This window comes from Neoakkermansia glycaniphila (assembly GCF_001683795.1).
Classification (GTDB): Bacteria; Verrucomicrobiota; Verrucomicrobiia; order Verrucomicrobiales; family Akkermansiaceae; genus Akkermansia; species Akkermansia glycaniphila.
Genome location: NZ_LIGX01000017.1, coordinates 24,675 through 47,165 on the forward strand (window position 1 = coordinate 24,675; position 22,491 = coordinate 47,165).

A 22,491-nucleotide genomic window follows, 5' to 3' on the forward strand; every position below is an offset into this window, starting at 1 on the left:
ACCCGCATGGATGCCGCACCCGCCAGCTTCTGGAACCTGATCGATGCCGTCTGCATCATCAACCTCGACCACCGCACCGACCGATGGGAAACCATCGGCTCGCGCCTGAAAACCATCGTCCCCGAACAAAAAATACACCGCATCAGCGCCGTATGGGGCAAAAAACTGCCCGGCTACCGGGAACACCGCCTCTTCCACGGAATCACCGAAGAAGAAGCCCTCTTCTGGGCCGGCCGGGCCGGATGCGTCCTCTCGCACCGCAAAGTCCTCGCACTCGTCGGGCAAAACGGCTGGAACAACACCCTCATCCTTGAAGACGACGCCGAACTCCTCGACAACCTCGACGGAACCATCGGCTACCTCCTCGCCCGCACCATCCTGAACACCCCCCGCTGGGACCTCTTCTACCTCGGCTGCACCCCGTACAGCGACCGCGCCGTCCTCATCGATCGCGAAAAAACATCGCAGGACACCGTCAACATCGCCCGCATCGTCGGCCCCCTCTGCACCCACGCCTACCTCGTCAACGACCGCTCAGCCGAAGACTACGTCAACCGCCTGCCGGACGAAAACGGCATCTGGGCATGGCTCGCATGGCACAACAGCCTCGACTCCTGGATCGCCAACGAATACGGCAACCGCACCGCCGCCACCATCCTCGGCTGCTACCCGAACCTCGTCATCCAGGGACAAAGCTACTCCGACATCGAACACATCGACATCACCCACAACCAGGGCGGCCTCGGAGGCACCCCGCATCCCGTCCAATACATCGGCGAAGAACAATTCGTCCGCATGCTTCACACCCCCAAATACCTCCTCAAACGGCAGCTTAAAATCGCCGCCCACTATGCCCTCGGAGCCTACTACCACATGGCCGGATACCGAAAATTCTCCGTCTCCATCGAAAACGCAGGCTACTGGGGAGCCATCAAGGCCGCATGGCAAGTCCTCCGCCAGCGCGGAAAATAAAAAACCGCCGGATACGGAACCCGGCGGCAGAAAGAAACAAACGGGAGAACCCGTCAAAAATTCCACTTCACCTGCACATTGCCCAGCAGCGTATAGCCGCGTTGCGTGCGGTACTGGTTCGACTTATAAATCGCACCGAAGAAATAATCCACATCCTTGTGGCGCACACCCACACCGGCATACACCTCGCCCTGCCACGGAATCTTGCTCACATGCGTATCCACATGGTGGAACACCGTACCGTCAATAAACAGATCGTGAACCACATACTGCCCGTAGAAACCGACAATGCCGTAGTAACTGTTCGCCTCACGATCATAAGTACGGTCAAGGAACGGACTCACACCGTAATTCGCACCGTTGATCGTATAATCGTTCATGCTCGGCGGCAAATTGTAGCCGAACCGGAAAATAAAACCGATACCGGCGCGAACCGACACCGTACCCGCTTCGGCGCGGCCGTACATCAAACCGTCCGTCTGGAACCCGGTCGAACTCCGGCTCTCAAGACTGCGAAGCCTCCGATCCTGCCTCACGGACAACTGCATCGTCACCTCGCTCGGAAGCTGGTAGCCCCAGCCGTCCCATGAATCCATCGTACCCACCTTGTGAATCAGCCATTGGCACTCGCGGGCGATCGAAGGCTTGCCCGTCGTCCCGAGCTGGAACTCGAACGTCGTCGAATTCTCCTCGCCCGTTATAATATAGCCCACGCCTGCCGCCAGATACCCCGCGTAGGGATGCTGGCCGACCAGCGGATAATTCGCATGCTGCTGGGGAGTGAAAATCAGCTGCGTCAGGCTGATCCCGTACTTGCGGTTCTCCGAAATATCGCCCACGTAATCGAGGCGCGTCCCATTCGTATAATCCTTATCGTGGCCGAAAAACACATCGTTCTCCAGCATAATGCGGAAAGAAGACTTATCGATCCCTGTTGCGGCTCCTCCCGTCACGGCGTCCGACATGGGCTTCGCAACGGATGGAAACTGGTCGCCCGCATGGGCTGCAGCAGCGAGCGCAGCCATGCACGTCCCAACAAACAATTGAATGCGCATTGCACAAGAATGCTACCGGAACCCATCCCGTACAAGACGGAAATACGTCATCCCACACCGCCTCCTGCCCGAAAAACGGGACAACCCCAAAACGGAACTTTCCTTGCCACACCGAATCCGCTATCATTCACCGCATGATATCACGGCTCTACTCAGCTACCGTTTACGGAGTCGAAGGCATCGAAATCGAAGTCGAGGTCGACAACCGGGGTGGCGACACCATCCGGCAATACATCGTCGGCCTGCCCGACATCGCCGTCAAGGAAAGCCTCCAGCGCGTCGGCTCCGCCATTGCCAACAGCGGCCTCCCGGAAGCCCCCGGAGCCACCACCGTCAACCTCGCGCCTGCCGACCTCCGCAAACAGGGGCCCGGCTTCGACCTCCCCATCGCCCTCGGCACCGTCCTCGCCGCCATGGGCAACTCCGGCACGCATGCACCGATGCCCGACCCCGGCGACCTCGAAACATGGAGCATCATCGGCGAACTCGCCCTCGACGGCACCGTACGCGCCGTCCGCGGCATCCTGCCTCAGGCCATCGCCGCCCGCGAACAAGGCCGGAAAAACCTCATGGTGCCGTGGGACAATGCCGAAGAAGCCTCCGTCGTCCAGGGCATCGGCATCTACCCCGTCCGCAGCCTCCGCGATGCATGGAACCACCTCATGCACCGCGAAACCATCGCACCCTACCGCAGGCTCGACACCCGGCCACCTGCCGAACACTCCATCGACTTCGACGAAATCAAAGGCCAGCCCTACGCCCGCCGCGCCCTCGAAATCGCCGCCGCCGGAGGCCACAACATCCTCATGAGCGGCAGCCCCGGCTCCGGCAAAACCATGCTCGCCCGCCGCCTGCCCACCATCCTGCCTCCTCTCTCCGAACGCGAAGCCCTCGAAGCCAGCAAAATCCACTCCGTCTGCGGCCTCCTCCCCCGCCACGCCGGACTCCTCACCCAGCGCCCCTTCCGCTCCCCGCACCACACCATCTCCGATGCCGGGCTCATGGGCGGCGGAGCCAACATCAGCCCCGGGGAAATCTCCCTCGCCCACCACGGCGTCCTCTTCCTCGACGAACTCCCCGAATACCGCCGCCAAACGCTCGAAACCCTCCGGCAACCACTCGAAGCAGGCACCGTCACCATCTCCCGTGCCTCCGGCACCATGGACTATCCCTGCCGCTTCATGCTTGTCGCCGCCATGAACCCCTGCCCCTGCGGCTACCAGGGCGATCCGCGCCACGCCTGCAAATGCCCGCATGCCGCCATCGTCCGCTACCGCAACAAAATCTCCGGCCCCCTCCTCGACCGCTTCGACCTCCTCCTTGAAGTACCGCCCGTCGACCCCGCCGCCCTCATCGACAAACCCGCAGGAGAACCCTCCGCCGCCATCCGCGCCCGCGTCATCGCCGCCCGCGAACGGCAGGAACACCGCTACCGGGGAACCGGCATCTCCTGCAATGCCGAACTCCACGGCAAAACCCTCCAGACCAACTGCCGCCTCGATGCACCCTCCCGCCAAACCCTCCTCGATGCCGTCAGCCAGCTCGCCCTCTCCGCCCGCGCCTTCGACCGCATCCTCAAAGTAGCCCGCACCATCGCCGACCTCGCAGGCAGCGACAGCATCGCGCAGGAACACATCTACGAAGCCGTCCAGTACCGCAGCTACGAAACCCAGCTCCGCCAATAGACCCGCCGCACGCACTTCGCGCTTCACAACGCCGCCGCAAAAGCCTACAATCCCCGCCATGCAACCGAGCGAACAGCCCGACAAAGTCAACTGGGCCCCCTTCTGGAAACTCGTCCTCGTCCAATCCCAGAACTCCTTCAATGAAAAAGGAGTCCAATTCATCCTCATCCCGCTCGGCGTCTGGATGGCGGAAAAAGGCATCGGCGGCGGCGACCTCCAGTACATCCTCAGTGCACTCATCCTCATACCCTTCATCCTCTTCTCCCCACTCGCGGGCTGGGTCTCCGACCGCTACTGCAAAACCCTCGTCATCCGCAGCATGGCCGCCCTCCAGATCCTCGTCCTCGGCGGCATGGCCCTCAGCCTCTACCTCGAACACCTCACCCTCGCCCTCTGCTGGTTCTCCGTCTTCACCATCCAGGCCACCTTCTTCAGCCCCTCCAAAAAAGGCCTCGTCAAAGACATCGTCGGCACGCAAAAAATAGGCTTCGCCAGCGGCATCCTTGAAATCACCTCCCTCCTCGCCCTGCTCATCGGCCAAATCGGCGTCTTCGTCTGGTTCCGCAGCATCCTCGACGAAACCGGAGACGGCTGGCACGCCGCCGCCTTCCCCACCTTCGTCTTCTTCCTCTGCACCATCCCCGTCGCCCTCATGACCCTCACCCTGCCGAAATACAAACCGCATCAGGTCGCCTCCTTCAGCAAAAAACTCCTCTACTCCCACTTCGGCCAGCTCGGTATCCTGTGGAAACACAAAACCCTCCGCTACAGCGAACTCGGCGTCGGCTACTTCTGGTTCATCGGCGGCACCGTCCTCCTCATGACCATCCAGATGGCCCAGCAGGCAAGCACCAATGCGAAAGACTTCAGCGGCACGGGCGCCGTCCTCATGGCATGGCTCAGCGGCGGCTCCGTCCTTGGCGGCATCCTCGCCTCCGTCATCTGCAACGGCCGCATCAAAATGTGGGTCGCCACCGTCGGCGGCATCGGCATGACCCTCGGCTGTGCGGGCCTCGCCCTCACCACCTACGACACCCCCCTCTTCTACGCTCTCCTCTTCCTCACGGGCTTCACCGCCTCCGGCTTCCTCGTCCCCCTCAACGCCCGCCTGCAGGACAGTGCCGAAGACAGCCAGCGCGGCGACGTCATCGCCGCCGGAAACCTCATCGACTGCCTCTTCGGCCTCATCGCCGTAGGCTTCCAGCTCCTCATGGCTCAACTCATCGGAGTCCATGAACAATTCATCGTCATGGCGCTCCTCAGCGCCCTCGTCACCGTCGTCATCATCAAAACCAAAAACCAGTAAGCCACCGCCATGAAAAAAATCAAAGCCACAGAAATCACCCAGAACGCCATCTCCCTCATCGGCGCCCAATGGATGCTCGTCACCGCGGGCACGCCGGACGCCTACAACACCATGACCGCCAACTGGGGCGGCATCGGCTTCCTGTGGAACAAACCCGTCGCCTACATCTTCATCCGCCCGAACCGCCACACCTACCAATACATCGAACAGCAGGAAAAACTCACCCTCTCATTCATGGGAGAAACCTATCGGCAGGCCCTCAAAATCTGCGGCACGCAATCCGGCCGCGACATCGACAAAATGAAAGAAGCCGGACTCTCCCCGTGGATCACCGAAAACGGCAACATCGCCATCGCCGATGCCGACCTCGTCATCGAATGCCGCAAACTCTACAGCGACATGATCCGCCCGGAAAACTTCCTCGACAGCGCGCCGATCGACACATGGTACGGCGAAGACGACCCCATGCACCGGCTCTACATCGTCGAAATCACCGGCGTATGGGCCAGAAACTGACCGCCAGGCCACCCGCCATCATGAAAACACTCATTGGCATCCTCCTCGCCGCAGGAATAGTCCTCGGCGGCGAACCGCAAACATACAACAACCCCGCGCCGCATCCCGTCGTCCGGATTGAAAACACCGCGCCTGCAACCGCAGCCCCGAAAAACATCATCCTCATGATCGGGGACGGCATGAGCCTCCAGCACGTCCAGGCCGCATGGCTCGCCAACGGAGGCACACTCAACATCATGCAATGCCCCGTCGTCGGCCTCTCGCGCACCGCCTCCGCCAGCCACACCATCACCGACTCGGCAGCAGGCGGCACCGCCCTGGCCTCCGGAACCAAAGCCATCAACAAACAGCTCGGCCTCGACCCCCAAGGCAACAAACTCGACTCCCTCGCCGACTGGGCCAAACAACGGGGCATGGGCACCGGCATCGTCACCACGAAAACCGTCACCGACGCCACCCCCGCCGCCTTCTACGCGCACAACCCCAACCGCGCCGATGAAGACGCCATCGCCCTCGACCTCGCCACCGGCAACATCGACGTCATCTTCGGCGGAGGAGCCAAACACTTCACCCAGCGCAAAGACGGCCGCAACCTCCTTGAACAAATCTCCAAACAGGGCCGCACCATCAAACTCGCCACACCCGGCCACTACGGCACCCCTGCGGAACGCGGCGACATCCTCCGGCAAACATCCCTCGAAGCCGTCAGCCGCCTCCGGCAGAACCCCAACGGGTACTTCCTCATGATCGAAGGAGCCAAAATCGACCTCGCTTCCCACGCCAACAACCTCCCGGAAACAATCGCGGAAATGCTCGACTTCGACCGCACCGCCGGAGCCATCCTCGCAGAAGCCGCCCAAAACGGCGACACCCTCGTCATCATCACCGCCGACCATGAATGCGGCGGCCTCAGCATCCTCGACGGCGACCCCGCATCGCGCACCGTCACGGCTACCTTCGCCACCGGCAACCACAGCGGCATCGCCGTCCCCGTCTATGCCTTCGGCCCCGGCAGCACAAACTTCACGGGCACGTACGAAAACACCGCCATCCCGGCCAAAATCAAACAGGCAGCAGCCGCCAGCCGATGAACAACACCATCTCCATCCGCACCGCCACCGTTGAGGATGCGGCACACACCCTCGCCATCTACACCCCCTACGTCACGGACACGGACATCACCTTTGACACCGAAATCCCCTCCCTCGACGAATGGATCGGCCGCATGAGGAACACCCTCGCACGCCACCCCTACCTCATCGCCTTCGTCGAAGGCCGGGCCGCCGGATACGCCTACGCCTCACCCTTCCGCCACAAAGCCGCCTACGACTGGAGCGTCGAAACCACCATCTACCTCTCCTCGGAACACCGGGCGCAAGGCATCGGCAGACAACTGCATGACGCCCTCGAACAGCTCCTCCGCGCGCAGGGAGTCACCAACCTCAACGCCTGCATCACCTACCCCAACCCCGCCAGCATCGCCTTCCACCAGCGCATGGGATACGCGCAAAACGCATACTTCACCCGCTGCGGCTACAAACTCGGCCGCTGGCTTGACGTCGTCTGGATGGAAAAACACATCGCGCCGCACACCGTACCGCCGCCCGTCTTCATCCCCTACGCCCAACTGCCTCCCGCCGCCCGCCTGTAACGGCAGACGGACAACCCCGGCGGCCCCGCCTGCCGCGACCAAACAAACGCCACAGAGCCTCACGGCCCTGCGGCGAAAAAAACGGCTCACCCCAACCTTACTTGGCAGCGACGGGCGCCTCCTCATTCAAACGGCGCAGCACCGGAATCGCGCCGCGCTTCACCGCCGCATTGGCCGACTTCACCGCCTCCTGAGAAATATACACCTTATAGGGAGCCTTATTGATCGACAACGTCGTAATACCGTCCGGAGTCTTCTCGTCCAGCAATTTGGCCGCATCGTGCAAATCCTTCACCGGCTTACCGTTGATCGCATCCACCACGCAGAACCTGTAACGATCGTACCCCAGCGTCGCAGGAGTCGGAATCACCAGCGAAAGCACCACCAGCCTGCGGCGGCCTTCCTTCATATAGCGCTCCTTCTCCTGATCGATCTTCAGGAAGGGAATCGGCATCATATTGCCGCCCGCCCTCTGCAGCGCGCTCAAATAGGGCCGCGTACACTCCTGAAACACCAGACCGCCATGAATGATATACTCCGGAGCCGTACCCGACTCCTCATCCGGCAAAAGATCCTTATCGATCGCATCGCGATTCAGCGGCACATCCACCGCCACCGGATGCCCATCACGGCGCAGCCCCATCTTCATCGACTCGCCCACATTGCCTCGGCCGCGGAACACCGCGCTCCAGCTCAGCGGACCCAGCCTCGGATGATTCACCAAACCGCGTGCATCCACGGCAAGACCGTCCACACTCTCGATCACATCGCCCTCCTTGATCCCGGCCTGCTCGGCGGCGGAACCCTTCTGCACCTTCGACACATACACGCCGCCGCCCTTCTCGTCCAGCTTCAGATAACGGCGGAACACGGGATCGATCAAATTCACGGACTGAATGCCATGCACCGCAATACCCGGATAACCCTTCGCCGGCTGAGCGAGGAAACGGGAAATCACCTCCTCATCCAAAGCTGTCAGCAACTGCGAACCGGCCGTATAGCCCGTCGCAATACCCGCCAGGCGGCGATCCACCACCACGGGCATACCGCCCTTGGCGTCGGAAAGATTCTGTGCCATCTTGATATTCACCTGCGGCAGCCCTGCGCCCGAAGCGGCAGCGCTCTCCGCACGGCCCGAATTCACCAGCGCAAGACCGCTGCGCGTATAACTCCACACATCCACTGGCTCATTCAGGGAAAGCGGCTTGCCCAGCGGCAGAGCCACGCGGGAATCCCAGAAATCCTTATCGGACTCGTTCATCAGCGTCAGCAAAGCCAAATTCGCATCATAATCCACCTTCTCCACCTTCGCCGTCACCGAACGCGACGTATCGGGAAGCACCAGCTCGATCAGCGTCGCATCCTTCAGAGAACCCGCCACTGTCAGCACCTTGCCATCGCCCAGATAAACCCCGCAGGACGACGAAGTCGAAGCATCGGACTTATTCCAGGGCATCACCTGATTATACGACTGCTGCGTCACTGAAACGCTCAGCAGAGAATCCAGCGGCGAAGGCATCGGCTTGGGAGCCTCGGCCGGAGCCTTGGGCTCCTCCACGGCAGCTGCGGCCTCCTGCTTTTGGGCATCGCCGCGCCCGGCAGTCCGGGGAGTCGGCTTGCAGGCCACCAGAAAAGAAACGGTCACAAGGGACAACAAAGAAAACTTGTACATAACGAAAGGAAATTAGAGTTTGGGAGCAGAAACGGGAGCCGCCTTGCGCACCGGCGCAACCTTCGCGGCGGGAGGAGCATCCGGCGTACTCCACGAACTATCGAGGCGGGCCGGAGCAGGAATCGCGTAATTCTTCGAAATGCGCGCATTCGCCTTATCCATCATCGACGTCTGGAACACCACGGGGCGCACCGCATCGGCGAACTCGAACACCATGAACTCGGGCAGCTTGCCATCCTTCGGATAAAGCAGCTCATTCAAATGCTTCAGCCCCTTCACCTCCACACCGTTCACCTTCGTCAGCACCGACGTGCCATAACCGGAAATCTTGGAATTCACCTCATCCTCCAGCACATTCGTCATTAGCACCACATCGTCCTTCTTCATCCAGCCGCCTTCCTGCTGGAAATCGACCACCGGCAGAATCACCTGCTTCTCGGAAATCTTATTCGCCTCCACCACATTGAACTGCAGAGGCTGGAACACCAGACCACCGTACGTCACGTAGCGGGGCAGCTTATCGTACTCCTGCATCACCATCGCACCCGTCGGCATCGTCTTCAGCGTCACCGCCAGATCCATCAGCTTGCCGCCGCGCTTCACCTGCATCTTCACACGATCCCCGGCGAACCTGCGCTCGACCAGCTCATTCATCAGAATACGCTCGCCGCCCAGCAGCACCATACCCGAACTATCCACATCGTGGCCGTCCACCTTCAGAATCACATCGCCGATCTCCAGCACGCCGTCCGACGGCCCGCCCTTGATCAAATCGCTCACCAGCACCCCCTTCTCATCGTCCGGAAGCCCCAGCACCTTGCGCTGCGCCGGATTGCCGATAGGCTCCAGCTCCGCGCCCAAATCCACATAACCGTCGTAATGGCCGTCCTGCACATCCTTCAGGAAACGAGCGATCACCGGAGTCGGAATCACATACCCCGTACTATTCGCATTATTCAGCCCCTGGAATGCCACGCCGATCACCTGATCTCCCTTGAACACCGGACCTCCGCTATTGCCGGGATTGATCGCGGCATCCACCTGCAGAGTCAAATGCTGCGCGCTCCTCGGATGGGCATAGGCCGTAAAATCAATACGCGACACGATACCGCGCGTCACCGAAAGACGATTGCCGCCCATCGGATAACCGATCACGCGCACCTCATCCTCAAGCTTCGGCAAATCCTTGCTGAACTCCATCACCGTCATACCCTCGAAAGGCTTCGGATCGGCCACCTCCACCAGCGCCAAATCGGCATCGTGGGCCACGAACTTCACCTCGGCGGGAATCTTGCGGGAATCGCCGTACTGGGACAGATAAATACGGTCCGCATTGCTCACCACATGGGCATTCGTCATGAAAAGCCCCTTGCCCACCAGAAACGCCGTACCCGTACCCGAGCCGAACTGGCCCGAACGCCACGGCGTCCGGTAATCCACCGAACGCTTCGACACCTCCACCTTCACCACGCCCTTATACAAATCGGCCGCGCTGGCAGCCTTATGCTCCGCAGGCTGCACCGGAACGGCAGGAATCACCACGGGAGCCGTCGCAGCAGGCACGGACTCCGTCACCAGGGGAGATGGCTTCACAGGAGCAGGCGGCATGGGCAAAACAGGAGCCACACCCGTAGCAGCCGGGGATGCGGCAATCGGAGCGGGAGCCGGAGCGGAAGAAGGCACAGGTGCGGCAGCCGGAGGCGCGGGAACCACAATCACCACAGGCTTGGCCTGCCCATCGGTCGTCGGAGCCGGAGCCACAGAAACAACCGGAGTGGCAGGCACCGCAGAACGAACAGGCACCGCTACCTGGGCCGGATGGGCAACAACAGGGCGCGCAGGCAGAATCACCACGGGAGCAGCGGCCTGACCGGACTCGGGCGCCTTATCCGCACCGGATCCGGAAACGGCGCTCTCGGCGGAAGCCAGACCGGCCGTCGTGCAACAAACAAAAAGAGCCAAACGATACATGATGCAATCATCATTCCATTGAAACACCGCCCCTGTCAAGCATCGAATCCGCCACAGCCCCGGCTCTATCCAAAAAACGGCCCCATACATCCCTCCCCGCCTCAAAACGGCTGCCGCTCCGGCAGACAAACGGTAAAAGCCCCGCCGAATCTCTTCGGCGGGGCTTCCAACTTACTACCTTTATGAAACTCAGTCGAACCTGATTGCCCCCAAGCTCTCTCCTTCTCAAGGGCGGAATCGACTGATGAAGATACGACACTCCCCAGTGCAATAATGTTCAAAATAATCGCATGGATATATTGAACACCTTCATCCGCAAAAAACAAAAAAACGCATCTCACTGAAAACTAAAATATTAAAAAACAAAAAGAACTTGAAGCCGTTTTGTCATACATCCCGGCAAAGGCAACATACCGTCCATCCATGCACATGCAAATGCGCACACCCCATCACCTCGCCTACTGCACGGCACACATCTTTTACTGAAAGATTGCCAATCAACAATCAGTATTATTGCCGTTTGATCCCTTGACCGCACACCTCTTCTCATGAACAAAACATCACTCTATCTTCATGCCTGCATCGGCCTCCTCGCCATGGGCATCACGGGAACGGCCCTCTCCCAGCAAAACATCATCCCTCGTCCGGCCCAGCTGACCGTAGAAGAAGGCGCTCCCTTCGTTCTGGACCGTTACACGGCCCTCTACTGCGACTCTTCCAACCCCGAATTCGTCAAAGAAACGGAAAAACTCCGCTCCTACCTGAACAAAGGCACCCGGCTCCACCTCTCCAACTACAGGCAGAACAAAAACGCCATCATCATCCGCGAAGACAAATCTCTGGCGGACAAAGGCGAAGAAGCCTACAAAATCACCGCCAAAAACGGCATCATCGAAATCGCCGCCCCCGGCCCGAAAGGCATCTTCTATGCCGGGCAAAGCCTTGCTCAAATGCTCCCCATCGAATTCTTCGTGGCAAACGGCAACAAAAACGGCATCGTCTGGACCCTCGCGGAAAAACCCTTCACCATCACCGACTACCCCCGCTTCTCCTGGCGCGCCATGCACCTGGACGAAGTACGCCACTTCTGGGGCATGGAAACAGTCAAACAGCTCATCGACCAGATGGCCCTGCTGAAAATGAACATCCTGCACTGGCATCTCACCGACGACGCAGGCTGGCGCATCGAAATCAAAAAATACCCGAAACTCACCGAAATCGGCTCCAAACGAGAAGACACCGAAACCGACACATGGAGGAGCGGAAAATCGGACGGCTTCCCGCACCAGGGCTTCTACACACAGGACCAGATCCGGGAAATCGTCAAATACGCGGCGGACCGCAACATCACCATCGTCCCCGAAATTGAAATGCCGGGCCATGCCGCCGCCGCCATCTACTGCTATCCGGAACTGGGCATCAAAATCCCGGACAAAGTATGCACCACCTTCGTAGCCAACTACGCCTTCAACCCGGCATCGGAAAAAACCTACCAGTTCCTCTCCGACGTCCTTGATGAAGTAGCCGACCTCTTCCCGAGCAAAGTCCTCCACATCGGCGGCGACGAAGTCCGCTACAACGACCAATGGAAAGGCGAACCCATCATCGAGGAATACATGAAGAAAAACAACATGAAAACCTTTGCGGACGTACAGCTCGCCTTCTCGAACCGAATGTCGCAGATCGTCGCCCGGAAAGGCCGCCGCATGATGGGCTGGAATGAAATCCTCGGCCACGACATCAACGGAGACGGCGGCGGCACCGCTGCCGCCAAACTGGATAAAAACGCCATCATCCACTTCTGGAAAGGCTCCGCCGAACTGGCGAAACAGGCCATCCGCGGCGGACACGACGTCATCAACTCCACCCACAGCAACACCTATCTGGACTACGGCTACGGAAGCATCAGCCTCCAGAAAGCCTACGACTTCGAACCCGTCTTTGCCGGACTGGAAAAAGAATACGAATCCAAAGTCAAGGGGCTCGGCTGCCAGATGTGGACGGAATGGGTGGCGGACACCGACCGCCTGCACTACCAGCTCTTCCCCCGCCTCATCGCCTTTGCCGAAGTCGGCTGGACGGACAAAAACCGGAAAGACTACGCCGACTTCCAGAAACGGCTCAAAAACTATGCCCACATCATGGATCAGGAAGGCATCCGGTATGCCAAAGACATCGTCGGCAAACTGACCCACGGCGAATTCTTCAACACCCCCAAAGCCGGCACATGGACACCGCAAACGCTCGGCGCGGGACAAGAACTGACTCTGGACCTCACCCCCTTCGTCAAAAATGCTGGAAAATACCAGCTCACCTTCCTCTATGAAAAAGGCCTCCATGCCGCCGGCATCGAATGGGTCGCCCTCCTCGAAAACGGCAGGGAAATCTCCCGCGACACCCACCCAGGCCACAGCGGCGGAGACCAGAAAGACATCCAGTACAAACTCGACGTCCCCACCCCGAAACCCGGAGCCGCCTACACGCTGAAAGCGAAAATATCCGGCAAAGGAGGCAACGACAGCACGGGCATCATCTATGTAACGGCTCCCTGAACCCGTTGCGGCCGGAGCGCCCCCCCTCCGGCCGCTCCGATACACTCTCGGCACATACAAAACGCGGCGGACATGCGGGCGCTTCACCCCATGCATCCGCCGCGTTTTCCGTCCCGGCGGAAAACGGCCGGAACAGCATGAACCGCTCACACGCAGCCACATTCGACTTCCTGCACCAGTCCTCCATTCCCTTCGGGCGCCTCCCCTCCTCATGCCCGCCCGGAAACCGCGCAATCACGTCTGCCGGATACTTTTCTCTTGAGCGAATCCTTCAACGTGCTAAAATCGCCCGGAGGATACACATGCCCAAATACCGTACCATCCTTCTCATCCTGCTTGCCTCCATACTCTGGACTGCGATGCCGACTCCGGCCATCGCCGCATCGGATTGGCCGGAAACATCGATCGACGGCGTATCCTACATCAAGGTCGAACGCCTCCGCGCCTTCTACAAATTCAAAAACCTCCAGGGAGACCGCGGCTACTACACCATCGGCAGCGCCCTCTCCGGCAAAGGCAACCGCTTCCTCAAAATGAAGGCCGACAGCCAGACCTTCTACATCAACAACGTCCACTTCGAACTCTCCCACCCCGTCAAACGCAACGCACAGGGCGAATACCTCATCTCCAAACTCGACATCGTCAAAGTCATCGACCCCGTCCTGCGGCCCCAATACATCAAAAACGCCGAAAACGTCCAAACCGTCATCATCGACCCCGGCCACGGCGGCCACGATGCCGGAGCCACCAACAGCGCCGCGCACGAAGCCGACCTCAACCTCAAAGTCGCCAAAAAACTCAAAGCCCTCCTCACCCGTGCAGGCTTCAAAGTCGTCATGACCCGCGAGGCGGACATCTTCCTCACCCTGCAGGAACGCGTCAACATCGCCAACAAATACGAAAACGCCATCTTCGTCAGCATCCACCACAACTCCAGCCGGGGCTCCAGCAAAGGCATCGAAACCTTCACCCTCGCCCCCAAAGGCACCACATCCCCCTACGCCCGAACCCTACGCTACCAGGACCTCGCCGGCAACTCGCAGGACAGCACCAACATCGCCCTCGCCACCGCCGTACACAGCGCAGCCATCCTCCGCACCGGAGCCGAAGACCGCGGCATCAAACGGGCCAGATTCTCCGTCCTCTGCTCGCCGAAACACCCGGCCATCCTCTTCGAAGGCGGCTTCATGAGCAACCCCGAAGAAGCCCGCCTCCTCAACACCGACGAATACCAGCAAAAACTGGCCGAATGCATCTGCGTAGGCATCAAAAACTATAAAGCCGCCATGGGAGCCAAACCCGGCTCCGTACCGGCCCAGTCCGCAAGCGGAACACGCAGCGGCAGCACCTCCTCCCGCCGCATCGGCACATCCACGCGCGGCCAGACCATCCGCGGCGGCACATCCGCCTCCCGTACCCGCCCATGAAAACTCGATGGCTGGAGGGCCTCAGCGACTACGCCGCCACCCTCGACCTGCAGCAACAACTGGTTGACACCCGCATCAACCGTCCCGGCACCCCCGACGAACTCCTGCTGCTCGAACACAGCCCCGTCTACACCATCGGCCGCATCCGCGACCACAGCAGCCTGCACGAACCCGGCCGCCTGCCCCACCCCGTCTTTGAAATCAACCGTGGCGGCCAGGCCACCTACCACGGCCCCGGCCAGCTCGTCGCCTACCCCATCGTCGACCTCAACCGCCTCGGCAGGGACATCCACCGCTACATCACCCTCCTCGAAAACGCCCTCATCGCCGCCTGCGAAGAACACGGCGTACAGGCCGCACGCCGCGAAGGACTCACCGGAATATGGATCGGCCCGCGCAAACTGGCATCCATCGGCGTAGGCATCAAAAAATGGATCGCCATGCACGGCATCGCCATCAACATCGAACCCCGCAGCCTCCCCCCCTTTCAGGCCATCACCCCCTGCGGCATCGAAGGAGTCCGCATGACCTGCCTCCATCATGAAGGAGCCTCCTGCACCCTCCGCCAATACGGCGACACCTTCGCCACCTGCCTCCAAAAGGCTATGGAATCCCGATAACCGGAAAGCCGTGGAGTCATACCCTCGCTCCAAAACACAAGCACTCAAAGCCTTCAGCTTTTCTCACCATGAAAAAATTGACAATCAGCCTATCCGTCGTACTTCTTGTCGCAGGACTCATATTAAGCCCCTTGGCATGGATTCTGAAAGATGGGCTGGGTCCTGAATCCGTGGAAAGCGAACACATGCAATCACTCCATAAATGGTTTTTCACTTTCTATTGGGGGCCACTCGTCATAGCGGGTCTCACTCTACTGTATCTTGGAAAATCATCGACTGCAAAACACCCACACAATGGCATTGGTTCCGATCTGAAGAAACAGAGAGAAAACCGGCACCCGTAACAAGCAATCCCACCTCCATACTCCTCACAAGATCTTCGCAGGTTTCACGAAAAGAGGAAAGCCATTTAAAATCTGAAACCGGCAATACGGTTTTACAATAAACCGTATAACGGGAGTTGTTGCACTCTTGTGATTCTTCCCCTTCATTATCGACTTGCCCCACAGCATGCCTCTGCTACATTGAAAACAGGCATATCAGAAATTTGTGATGAAAGCGAAATACTACCTTTTCATATTGAGCATGTGCATACTTCTTGGATACGGCATCTTTTATGTGTGGGTTCATCATCTCTACGATCATCAAACGCTGTCAGCATGGCATTCCTTATCCCATCAGAACGCCCCGGAAATTCTACTGACTCTGCACAATAAAAAAGACGATGTTGAAATCGAATGCAGGAAAGTCACTCAAACAAGAGAAAGAATCACATATACCTACAATAAGCATATCCGATTATCCTATATTGCCACATTCACTGGCCTTGGCGAGACCTGCACGGAATGTACCATTCAAAAGGAAATAAACATAGCAGGACTATCATTGAGGATCGGAGACCCTGAAGCAATTGATTTTGGAGTAATATGCGAATGATCTCGTCTTGTTATATCCATACAATGCCAACCGCATGAAAAAAGTCAACCGCAACTCATGGATCGCATAACAAGCAACTCTATTCATCCCATAAAAAGACATCATCGGCGAACCACGGCTTCCCCCGCCTTCCATAACAAACCCACACCATCCCAATCTGCCATGTACTTCAACCCATCCATACTCTTGGCCATCACGGCAGGAATCCTCATCACGCTTCCTGCTTGCACCCCGGAAACCGCACAGTCTCCAACGCATAAAAAATCAAGGCGTTGCGAGGCATCCGCATATTTGACCTTCAATACGAGCTGGCTCGAAACGGCGACGTGGAAAGACGTCTTTTGTAAAATATATGCCAACCTCGCAAAATCATACATTCCTGCGTATGCCTGTATGGATTTCCAAATCGGAAGCGATACCGTGTTCTCTGCTCATTGGCCGCTTCCAACACTGGGTCTGCATGAATCAGGCGATTCTTATGTCGACCTGTACTTGGAAAACCGGGAAATTATCGTCCTGACGCATACCCAGCTTCAAGGCTCGGAAACGGAACTGCAGCCTCTTGCCCGCGAACGTTTCCTCCTTGATTCCGAAGAAAACATGAAATCCCTGCATGCCATGTATCTCTCCGATAATCCCTGGATTTGCATCATTCCCGACCTGCAGGGAAATGCGTATCAAACCTTGCAAAATTTGAAAGACTTGCAAATGCACATCCCCTATAGCAAGCGTCTCATGCTTCATCCCATTCCTTTGGCCTTCTTTTACAACTACGAAAAGGAAGAAAGGGCAAGAAGCCCTAAGGAATTCAAACGTATGGCGCAGAGTGAGGCAATAACTGCCAGAATTTTCAAGAATGAAACGATGGAAAGCATTTTACGTCAATACCATGAAGAAAAAGATGCTATCGACAACGCACCTCTGACAATCCAAACTGTCCTTTTCTCCGAATAATGATGAGCGGCAAACGCAAAAAGCCCATAGCTTGAAAATTCATTGCAACAAAATGATGATCATAAAATTACTCACCATCCTCATCCTTGCTCTATCGAGTATATGGTTGAATACGGCTCATGCATCGCTTCCGCCACCAAGAGCGGAATTATGTTGTATCGCCCATAAAAACTATCTTTTCTATGTGCAAGGGCCTGCCGTTATTGTCGATAATAAAGTAGGTTCAATACAACTTTAGAGGGCATTTTCTAAAAATTGAAAGCAAAAAATGATAGATATTGGAGTGACGATGATTGAATCTGAATTCACATTCTTTGAGATGTAGGAGAAAGGAGCTTCCTTTAAATCCTTTGCGTTTCATCATACTGATCTTGGTAATCCCCCAGAAGTTTTCAATACCATTGACATGTACTTCGTTCCTTGCAAATTCGTTACGCCCATGCTCAACGGTTTCATGGTGCAGATATCTGTTCTTTTTCAACGGAATGTAAGATCGAAAACCATCCGTGTAAATCGTTGAAGAGCATGTGACGACAGCTTTAATGACTTTCAGAATCGTCTTGGAATCAACTTGTTTAATCACTCTTGTATAGACACTTTCTCGCCTTCTATCATAGATGCCAAAGACGATGGTTTTGCCTTTGGATCCTCGTCCACGCACTCCACGAACCCGTCTTGCTCCGAAGTAGCTTTGATCGCATTCGAATATACTCTCATGACAATGATCTTCCTGTTCACAAATCTTAAAAAGGCGAAGTCTGACGGCTTTGAGTATTTTACGCAAAGAGTTTGTACTTATACCGGTCAACAAAGCAATTGTGGAAGCTTCCATATCTATCGAAAAGTATCGAATAATGTCTCGAAATTGACGCTCTGAAATATGCGAACGAAAAACGTACTTGTTTTTCATTCACCAATAGTAGCTTATATGTCATATGCCCACTCTAAAGTTGTATTGAACCTATAAAATAATAATCTTTTGACTCAGAAACATGGCAGAAAACCATCGATCAGCATCCAACCTATTTTATGGATTTTCGATACGCCCCATCTATTCATAATGCACGTATAGAGTATCATTATTAAAAAATACCCATTTACAGATATCACAAGCACGAACAAAACATATCCATTGAAAAATTCATAACGGCATGAGAAAATGTCGCATCAACCGATGCACTTAATTGAGTAGAAGAGTCATGAAGAAAATATTCGCTAACGAAGAATTAGAGTATCATCTCGCGAACCTAAATATCGATTTATTACCGCTCATCGCGCGTTGCTCAATTTGGGCGCCTAAAGAATTGCATGAATCATGTTTAACAAAAAATGGTTGTGCCGCTAAATCTCCCATGATTCGTAGAAAAAGATCCAACGAAAAAAGGGGATCGACAGATATCGGCGGATTTAGACTTGATGATAATACTTATCCCAATTCTCAAATGAAACAATGCTTAAAGCGATATTATGGGCTTGACGCAGAAGGCTATGAAACATGCCATATATGGAATGGCACATGTTATGACGCTAGATATCACACAGCCTATGCTAACTTAGTATTATTACCCAGAGCCATTGCTTCTCTTAGCGATCATAACCTTCTCATCCAGCAAACCCTTCGTTATCGATCTTTCGAACTATATCAGTGGAAACCGGATGAAGAAAAAATACCACTAAAACCCAATGGATATCCTAAGGAATGGAGAGATTTGCCAACAATATTTTCTAAATCAGCCAATAAATATACTCCATCTCTTAACAATCACTCTTGTGATATATCTATCGGTCTACTTGCACGCGAGCATCTCACACAATTTTTCAACAAACAGAGAACGCCTATTCACCTACTAAATAGTCTATTAAAACCAGGGTCCTTAGCTCAACAGTTTTCCGGGCACAGTCGAACCCTTCCGGTACTTTCTGAAATACGCTCTCCTAAAGAACGTTTTTACGCAAACCCTCTTGAAATCAATGGAAAATATTATTATTTAACGAACGACTGGTATGAACATCAGAGGAACGCACTAATAAAATGGTTACGTAAATTGGGCTACGATATTTAAGCATAAACTACAGCAAGCCACAATTTAACATAAAATAATAAATCATTCAATTACTTTATTATCAATCGATTCTTTCTCAGTCACATCGTACCATATCGCATCTACTATCCGCCTCTATCTTGTTTTTAACGAAAAAGGGCGTTCCCTCACAGGAACGCCCTTGAAAATTCAGTTGGCAAACCGTTTTACGGATTCACCGCTGCGATTGCCTTGACCGTCAGCTTCACCGGTTTCTCTCCGGGAACGAACGGGAGCTTGATCACATCGCCTACGGCGTGGCCGGTCAGTTTCTGGCCGAGCTTGGAGGTATAGGGAATCACGCGGTTGTCGGGATCGGAATCCCATGCACCGAGAATGGTGAACACGGCTTCCTGACCTTCGGGATCGACGACAGTCACATAGGTGCCCATGCCGGAGCGGCTGGTATCCACATCCTTGAAATCGGTCGGATGAGCCTGTGCCAGATTGCGGGCCAGTTCTTCCGAACGGCGCATCAGCACCTGCCGGGTGGCCTTGGCATCCTGATAGCCGCCGTTTTCGCGCAAGTCGCCTTCGGCGCGGGTCACGGTCAGATCCTGCTTGTTCTTCGGGATACGCACATTGACCAGCTCGTCGTATTCGGCTTTGCGCTGGTTGTAGCTCTCGATGGACACGTAGAGCTGCTGCTTTTCCTGCACCTTGGTGCGGGAGAGAACGATCTCCTGAAGGCCGTGGTGCACCCTCATCATATTCGCCAGCAGAAGATTGCGGTCGAGGTCATGAAGGGAAGCGGAATCGTAAATGGCCTTGGCGAACGGGCGGGCTTCGGATTCCGTCACATTGCGGATCAGGTCGGGAGCCAGCTGCTTGTCTTCCACCAGCAGGTTGCGCAGGCGAAGGCCCTTGTTCGGGCCGCCGTCGGAGGCGTCGCGCTCGATGGCGTTCATGATGGCGGAACCGAGAGCCAGCGTGAACACGGGCTTGGCCGCACCCTTGCGCTCGCGGCAGATCCAGACCAGCACATCGGCCGGAAGGCTCTGGCGGGAGATGCCGTTGCGGATGTCCTGATAGAGCTGTTCGCCTTCACCCTTCACAATGATGAATTTGGCGACTTCCCCGATAGCCTTCGATCCGCCGAACAGGAAAATGTTCGTCGCGTAGGAGAGCCATTGGCCATTGTGCGCTTCGGGAAGGGCTTCGTAAATTTTCTTCTGGCGGGCGGCAGGCACATCCCCGATGAAAGCCACGATCTCTTCGGAAGAGATGCCGGCCAGCACGGAATCGAGCGTCGTCATATCGGGGATGGCGGCCATCAGCTTGCGGATGCCTTCATCTTCCTGATCGGCGGCGGGAACGCCGTCCTTGCCCTTGTCCGCAGACTTCAGCAAGGCATCGATCAATTCGTCGCGCACGATGATCAGTTCCAGAATCTGCTGCTTGACATTCACGCCTCCTTCTTCGATGTCCTTTTCCAGAGCAGCGACAAGTTCGAGGACGACATCGTGGTCGTCTTTCAGCGTTTCGGGCTTTGCGGCATCCAGCAGGCGCACGCATGTGCGCAGATCGCGGGCCTTCTTGTAGTCTTCCAGCAGGGCGGCGGCCGGAGACATGGTTTCGCCGCGCAGGGCGATCAGTTCGCCGCGGCGCGTCGGGAGAATGAACTCGGATTTGTCGCGCATGGCCTTGCGGGCCTTTTCCCACCAGCTTTTCCAGTCGCCTTCCGGAACGACGCGGCCCTTCAGATTCTTTTCGACATCTTCGGGAGCGATGGGCTGGGGCTCGTCTTCCCCGTCCTTGCCGGAGAAATTGCCATTGAGCACGAGGCGCACCAGCGTCAGCGGATCGGTTTTCGCCGAAGCCCAGATACCCTTGGGATCTTCAAAGCAGGCAATCAGATAATGCCCCTGCGGCAGCGGAGTCAGCAAATTGAAGGCGAACTTCAATTCCATTTGATGATCCGGCTTCGATTCGAAATTGATCACAATCGAATTCTCGGGCAGGTTCCATTCCTTGACCTTTCCGACTCCCCACGACTTGTGAACTACATAATTACCCGGTGAAAACTTATCCAGCCGGGCGGCAAACGCCTCTGGGATTTTCTTTTTCGCAACAAGTTTTTCGAGATCGGCATGCATACGTGCCCTCAAGATAACATATCCCTCCTTGAAATCAACCACCAATTATGGGACGGCCTGAAAAATTAGAATCCGCACGGCAAATGGCTTCAGTGCCAACGACCGCATCTCACAAGCCTTCCCTCGCAGCCTCCGGCAAATCAACGGCATCAATAAAATGAAAAAACTATATTTGCCCGAACATTTACTATTGACAGACGAAAACAAGCATCTAAAATCGACTTTAATTTCCCTATCATCATAAATCATGTTCTCCACCCTTACCAAATACATCGCGACTGCCGCCCTGATGATCGGCTCCGCCTCCGCTGCGGATGAAGCATTCCAGCACAAAGCCACATGGGGCAATCACGGCACAAGCACCGCGCTCTACTCGCCCACCTTCGAAACCGGGCAAGACCTCTTCACGCTGAGTGTCACCAAACTGACGAAGACGACATACACCAACCCGGCAACAACCGATCTGTCGCTCTTTACGACAGGCACTTTCTGTCAAGGATTCTTCTCTCCGAACGTCAACGTACAAAATGCCGGATCATGGGCGGCCACACTTGATCTCACCACCACAAAAGACATTACACTGAGCTCAATCGGCCTCAACATCAAGGCATTCGGCGCAAACGGACTGATGCAGGCAAATACCAGAACCGCGCAGATGAACTTCAGCTTAAAGAGCGCCGAAGGCATCACTCTCGCCACCGGCAACGCAGGGTCCAACGGATTTACGATCCCGGCAAATACAGCAGCCGGAATCAATATCACCATGAATACCGGCCTCACCGAAGCCCTGCAGGCCGGCAATTACAAGCTGGAGCTGACCTGCGAGAGAACCACCGAAACTGCCGGCGCGTTTTTCGGACTCCAAAGCATCACTCTTAACGGCGACATCGTCCCAGAACCGGCATCCGCAGGATTACTCGCCGCCGGCAGTCTTCTCGCACTCCTGCGCCGCAGAAGAGCCGCTTGAAACCCCTCCTCTTTTTCTTTTTTGAAACCT

At 56.3% G+C, this 22,491-nt stretch carries 18 protein-coding genes; 13 read left to right on the forward strand and 5 right to left on the reverse strand.

Annotated features, from left to right (window positions below; translation table 11 throughout):
* Positions 1–6: 6 nt before the first annotated feature.
* The gene (locus AC781_RS04245; protein WP_067774011.1) at positions 7–972 is read left to right on the forward strand and encodes a glycosyltransferase family 25 protein; all 966 of its coding nucleotides are present in this window, start codon (positions 7–9) and stop codon (positions 970–972) included.
* A gap of 53 nt (positions 973–1,025) precedes the next feature.
* On the opposite strand, the gene AC781_RS04250 is transcribed toward AC781_RS04245, so the two are convergent.
* The gene (locus AC781_RS04250) at positions 1,026–1,997 is read right to left on the reverse strand and encodes a lipid A deacylase LpxR family protein (RefSeq protein WP_067774014.1); all 972 of its coding nucleotides are present in this window, start codon (positions 1,995–1,997) and stop codon (positions 1,026–1,028) included.
* 164 nt (positions 1,998–2,161) lie between these two features.
* Between AC781_RS04250 and AC781_RS04255 the strand changes: the two genes are divergently transcribed.
* The 5 genes from AC781_RS04255 to AC781_RS04275 are packed head-to-tail and all read left to right on the forward strand — an operon-like array spanning position 2,162 to position 7,185.
* Positions 2,162–3,712, forward strand: a complete 1,551-nt coding sequence (locus AC781_RS04255; protein WP_067774017.1) for a YifB family Mg chelatase-like AAA ATPase — start codon at positions 2,162–2,164, stop codon at positions 3,710–3,712.
* Between the two features lie 58 nt (positions 3,713–3,770).
* Positions 3,771–5,018, forward strand: coding sequence for an MFS transporter (locus AC781_RS04260; protein ID WP_067774020.1), 1,248 nt, complete (start codon positions 3,771–3,773; stop codon positions 5,016–5,018).
* A gap of 9 nt (positions 5,019–5,027) precedes the next feature.
* The gene (locus AC781_RS04265; protein ID WP_067774024.1) at positions 5,028–5,534 is read left to right on the forward strand and encodes a flavin reductase family protein; all 507 of its coding nucleotides are present in this window, start codon (positions 5,028–5,030) and stop codon (positions 5,532–5,534) included.
* 20 nt (positions 5,535–5,554) lie between these two features.
* Positions 5,555–6,625 carry an alkaline phosphatase gene (locus tag AC781_RS04270; protein WP_067774187.1) on the forward strand — a complete coding sequence of 357 codons (1,071 nt, stop codon included), beginning with the start codon at positions 5,555–5,557 and terminating at the stop codon, positions 6,623–6,625.
* Positions 6,622–7,185 (forward strand): GNAT family N-acetyltransferase, encoded by a 564-nt coding sequence (locus AC781_RS04275; RefSeq protein ID WP_067774027.1) that lies wholly within the window; start codon positions 6,622–6,624, stop codon positions 7,183–7,185. The genes AC781_RS04270 and AC781_RS04275 overlap by 4 nt, the downstream gene beginning before the upstream one ends.
* A gap of 97 nt (positions 7,186–7,282) precedes the next feature.
* On the opposite strand, the gene AC781_RS04280 is transcribed toward AC781_RS04275, so the two are convergent.
* Both AC781_RS04280 and AC781_RS04285 read right to left on the reverse strand, forming a co-directional pair.
* Complete coding sequence (locus tag AC781_RS04280; RefSeq protein ID WP_067774030.1) at positions 7,283–8,857, reverse strand: PDZ domain-containing protein; 1,575 nt, start codon at positions 8,855–8,857, stop codon at positions 7,283–7,285.
* A gap of 12 nt (positions 8,858–8,869) precedes the next feature.
* Complete coding sequence (locus AC781_RS04285; protein ID WP_246777960.1) at positions 8,870–10,819, reverse strand: S1C family serine protease; 1,950 nt, start codon at positions 10,817–10,819, stop codon at positions 8,870–8,872.
* Between the two features lie 557 nt (positions 10,820–11,376).
* Between AC781_RS04285 and AC781_RS04295 the strand changes: the two genes are divergently transcribed.
* The 5 genes from AC781_RS04295 (at position 11,377) to AC781_RS04315 (ending at position 17,317) form a co-directional block, all read left to right on the forward strand.
* On the forward strand, positions 11,377–13,380 hold the full coding sequence (locus tag AC781_RS04295; RefSeq protein ID WP_067774040.1) for a beta-N-acetylhexosaminidase: 2,004 nt from the start codon (positions 11,377–11,379) through the stop codon (positions 13,378–13,380).
* Positions 13,381–13,517: 137 nt separating this feature from the next.
* The gene (locus AC781_RS04300) at positions 13,518–14,807 is read left to right on the forward strand and encodes an N-acetylmuramoyl-L-alanine amidase family protein (protein ID WP_141675745.1); all 1,290 of its coding nucleotides are present in this window, start codon (positions 13,518–13,520) and stop codon (positions 14,805–14,807) included.
* Positions 14,804–15,427 (forward strand): lipoyl(octanoyl) transferase LipB, encoded by a 624-nt coding sequence (lipB, locus tag AC781_RS04305; protein WP_067774046.1) that lies wholly within the window; start codon positions 14,804–14,806, stop codon positions 15,425–15,427. Before AC781_RS04300 ends, lipB begins: the two co-directional genes overlap by 4 nt.
* 552 nt (positions 15,428–15,979) lie before the next feature.
* Complete coding sequence (locus tag AC781_RS04310) at positions 15,980–16,363, forward strand: hypothetical protein (RefSeq protein ID WP_067774049.1); 384 nt, start codon at positions 15,980–15,982, stop codon at positions 16,361–16,363.
* A 162-nt stretch (positions 16,364–16,525) separates the two neighbouring features.
* Entirely contained in the window at positions 16,526–17,317 is a 792-nt protein-coding gene (locus tag AC781_RS04315; RefSeq protein WP_067774052.1) for a hypothetical protein, read from the forward strand.
* A 223-nt stretch (positions 17,318–17,540) separates the two neighbouring features.
* Here AC781_RS04315 and AC781_RS13260 read toward each other — a convergent pair whose 3' ends face one another.
* Positions 17,541–18,227, reverse strand: coding sequence for an IS1595 family transposase (locus AC781_RS13260; RefSeq protein ID WP_083076553.1), 687 nt, complete (start codon positions 18,225–18,227; stop codon positions 17,541–17,543).
* A gap of 289 nt (positions 18,228–18,516) precedes the next feature.
* On the opposite strand from AC781_RS13260, the gene AC781_RS13650 reads away from it, so the two are divergent.
* Complete coding sequence (locus tag AC781_RS13650) at positions 18,517–19,380, forward strand: hypothetical protein (RefSeq protein ID WP_141675746.1); 864 nt, start codon at positions 18,517–18,519, stop codon at positions 19,378–19,380.
* Between the two features lie 185 nt (positions 19,381–19,565).
* Here AC781_RS13650 and AC781_RS04320 read toward each other — a convergent pair whose 3' ends face one another.
* A complete protein-coding gene (locus AC781_RS04320; RefSeq protein ID WP_067774055.1) occupies positions 19,566–21,494 on the reverse strand; it encodes a GreA/GreB family elongation factor in 1,929 nt (642 codons plus the stop codon).
* A 247-nt stretch (positions 21,495–21,741) separates the two neighbouring features.
* On the opposite strand from AC781_RS04320, the gene AC781_RS04325 reads away from it, so the two are divergent.
* Entirely contained in the window at positions 21,742–22,461 is a 720-nt protein-coding gene (locus AC781_RS04325) for a PEP-CTERM sorting domain-containing protein (RefSeq protein WP_067774058.1), read from the forward strand.
* Positions 22,462–22,491 lie beyond the last annotated feature (30 nt).

What these genes read in the sequence shown, in the direction of transcription:
- AC781_RS04245 (WP_067774011.1), top strand. Translation starts at nt 7, where the DNA reads ATGGATGCCGCACCCGCCAGCTTCTGGAACCTGATCGATGCCGTCTGC.
- AC781_RS04250 (WP_067774014.1), bottom strand. Translation starts at nt 1,997, where the DNA reads ATGGCTGCGCTCGCTGCTGCAGCCCATGCGGGCGACCAGTTTCCATCC.
- AC781_RS04255 (WP_067774017.1), top strand. Translation starts at nt 2,162, where the DNA reads ATGATATCACGGCTCTACTCAGCTACCGTTTACGGAGTCGAAGGCATC.
- AC781_RS04260 (WP_067774020.1), top strand. Translation starts at nt 3,771, where the DNA reads ATGCAACCGAGCGAACAGCCCGACAAAGTCAACTGGGCCCCCTTCTGG.
- AC781_RS04265 (WP_067774024.1), top strand. Translation starts at nt 5,028, where the DNA reads ATGAAAAAAATCAAAGCCACAGAAATCACCCAGAACGCCATCTCCCTC.
- AC781_RS04270 (WP_067774187.1), top strand. Translation starts at nt 5,555, where the DNA reads ATGAAAACACTCATTGGCATCCTCCTCGCCGCAGGAATAGTCCTCGGC.
- AC781_RS04275 (WP_067774027.1), top strand. Translation starts at nt 6,622, where the DNA reads ATGAACAACACCATCTCCATCCGCACCGCCACCGTTGAGGATGCGGCA.
- AC781_RS04280 (WP_067774030.1), bottom strand. Translation starts at nt 8,857, where the DNA reads ATGTACAAGTTTTCTTTGTTGTCCCTTGTGACCGTTTCTTTTCTGGTG.
- AC781_RS04295 (WP_067774040.1), top strand. Translation starts at nt 11,377, where the DNA reads ATGAACAAAACATCACTCTATCTTCATGCCTGCATCGGCCTCCTCGCC.
- AC781_RS04300 (WP_141675745.1), top strand. Translation starts at nt 13,518, where the DNA reads ATGAACCGCTCACACGCAGCCACATTCGACTTCCTGCACCAGTCCTCC.
- lipB (WP_067774046.1), top strand. Translation starts at nt 14,804, where the DNA reads ATGAAAACTCGATGGCTGGAGGGCCTCAGCGACTACGCCGCCACCCTC.
- AC781_RS04310 (WP_067774049.1), top strand. Translation starts at nt 15,980, where the DNA reads ATGAAAGCGAAATACTACCTTTTCATATTGAGCATGTGCATACTTCTT.
- AC781_RS04315 (WP_067774052.1), top strand. Translation starts at nt 16,526, where the DNA reads ATGTACTTCAACCCATCCATACTCTTGGCCATCACGGCAGGAATCCTC.
- AC781_RS13260 (WP_083076553.1), bottom strand. Translation starts at nt 18,227, where the DNA reads ATGAAAAACAAGTACGTTTTTCGTTCGCATATTTCAGAGCGTCAATTT.
- AC781_RS13650 (WP_141675746.1), top strand. Translation starts at nt 18,517, where the DNA reads ATGAAGAAAATATTCGCTAACGAAGAATTAGAGTATCATCTCGCGAAC.
- AC781_RS04320 (WP_067774055.1), bottom strand. Translation starts at nt 21,494, where the DNA reads ATGCATGCCGATCTCGAAAAACTTGTTGCGAAAAAGAAAATCCCAGAG.
- AC781_RS04325 (WP_067774058.1), top strand. Translation starts at nt 21,742, where the DNA reads ATGTTCTCCACCCTTACCAAATACATCGCGACTGCCGCCCTGATGATC.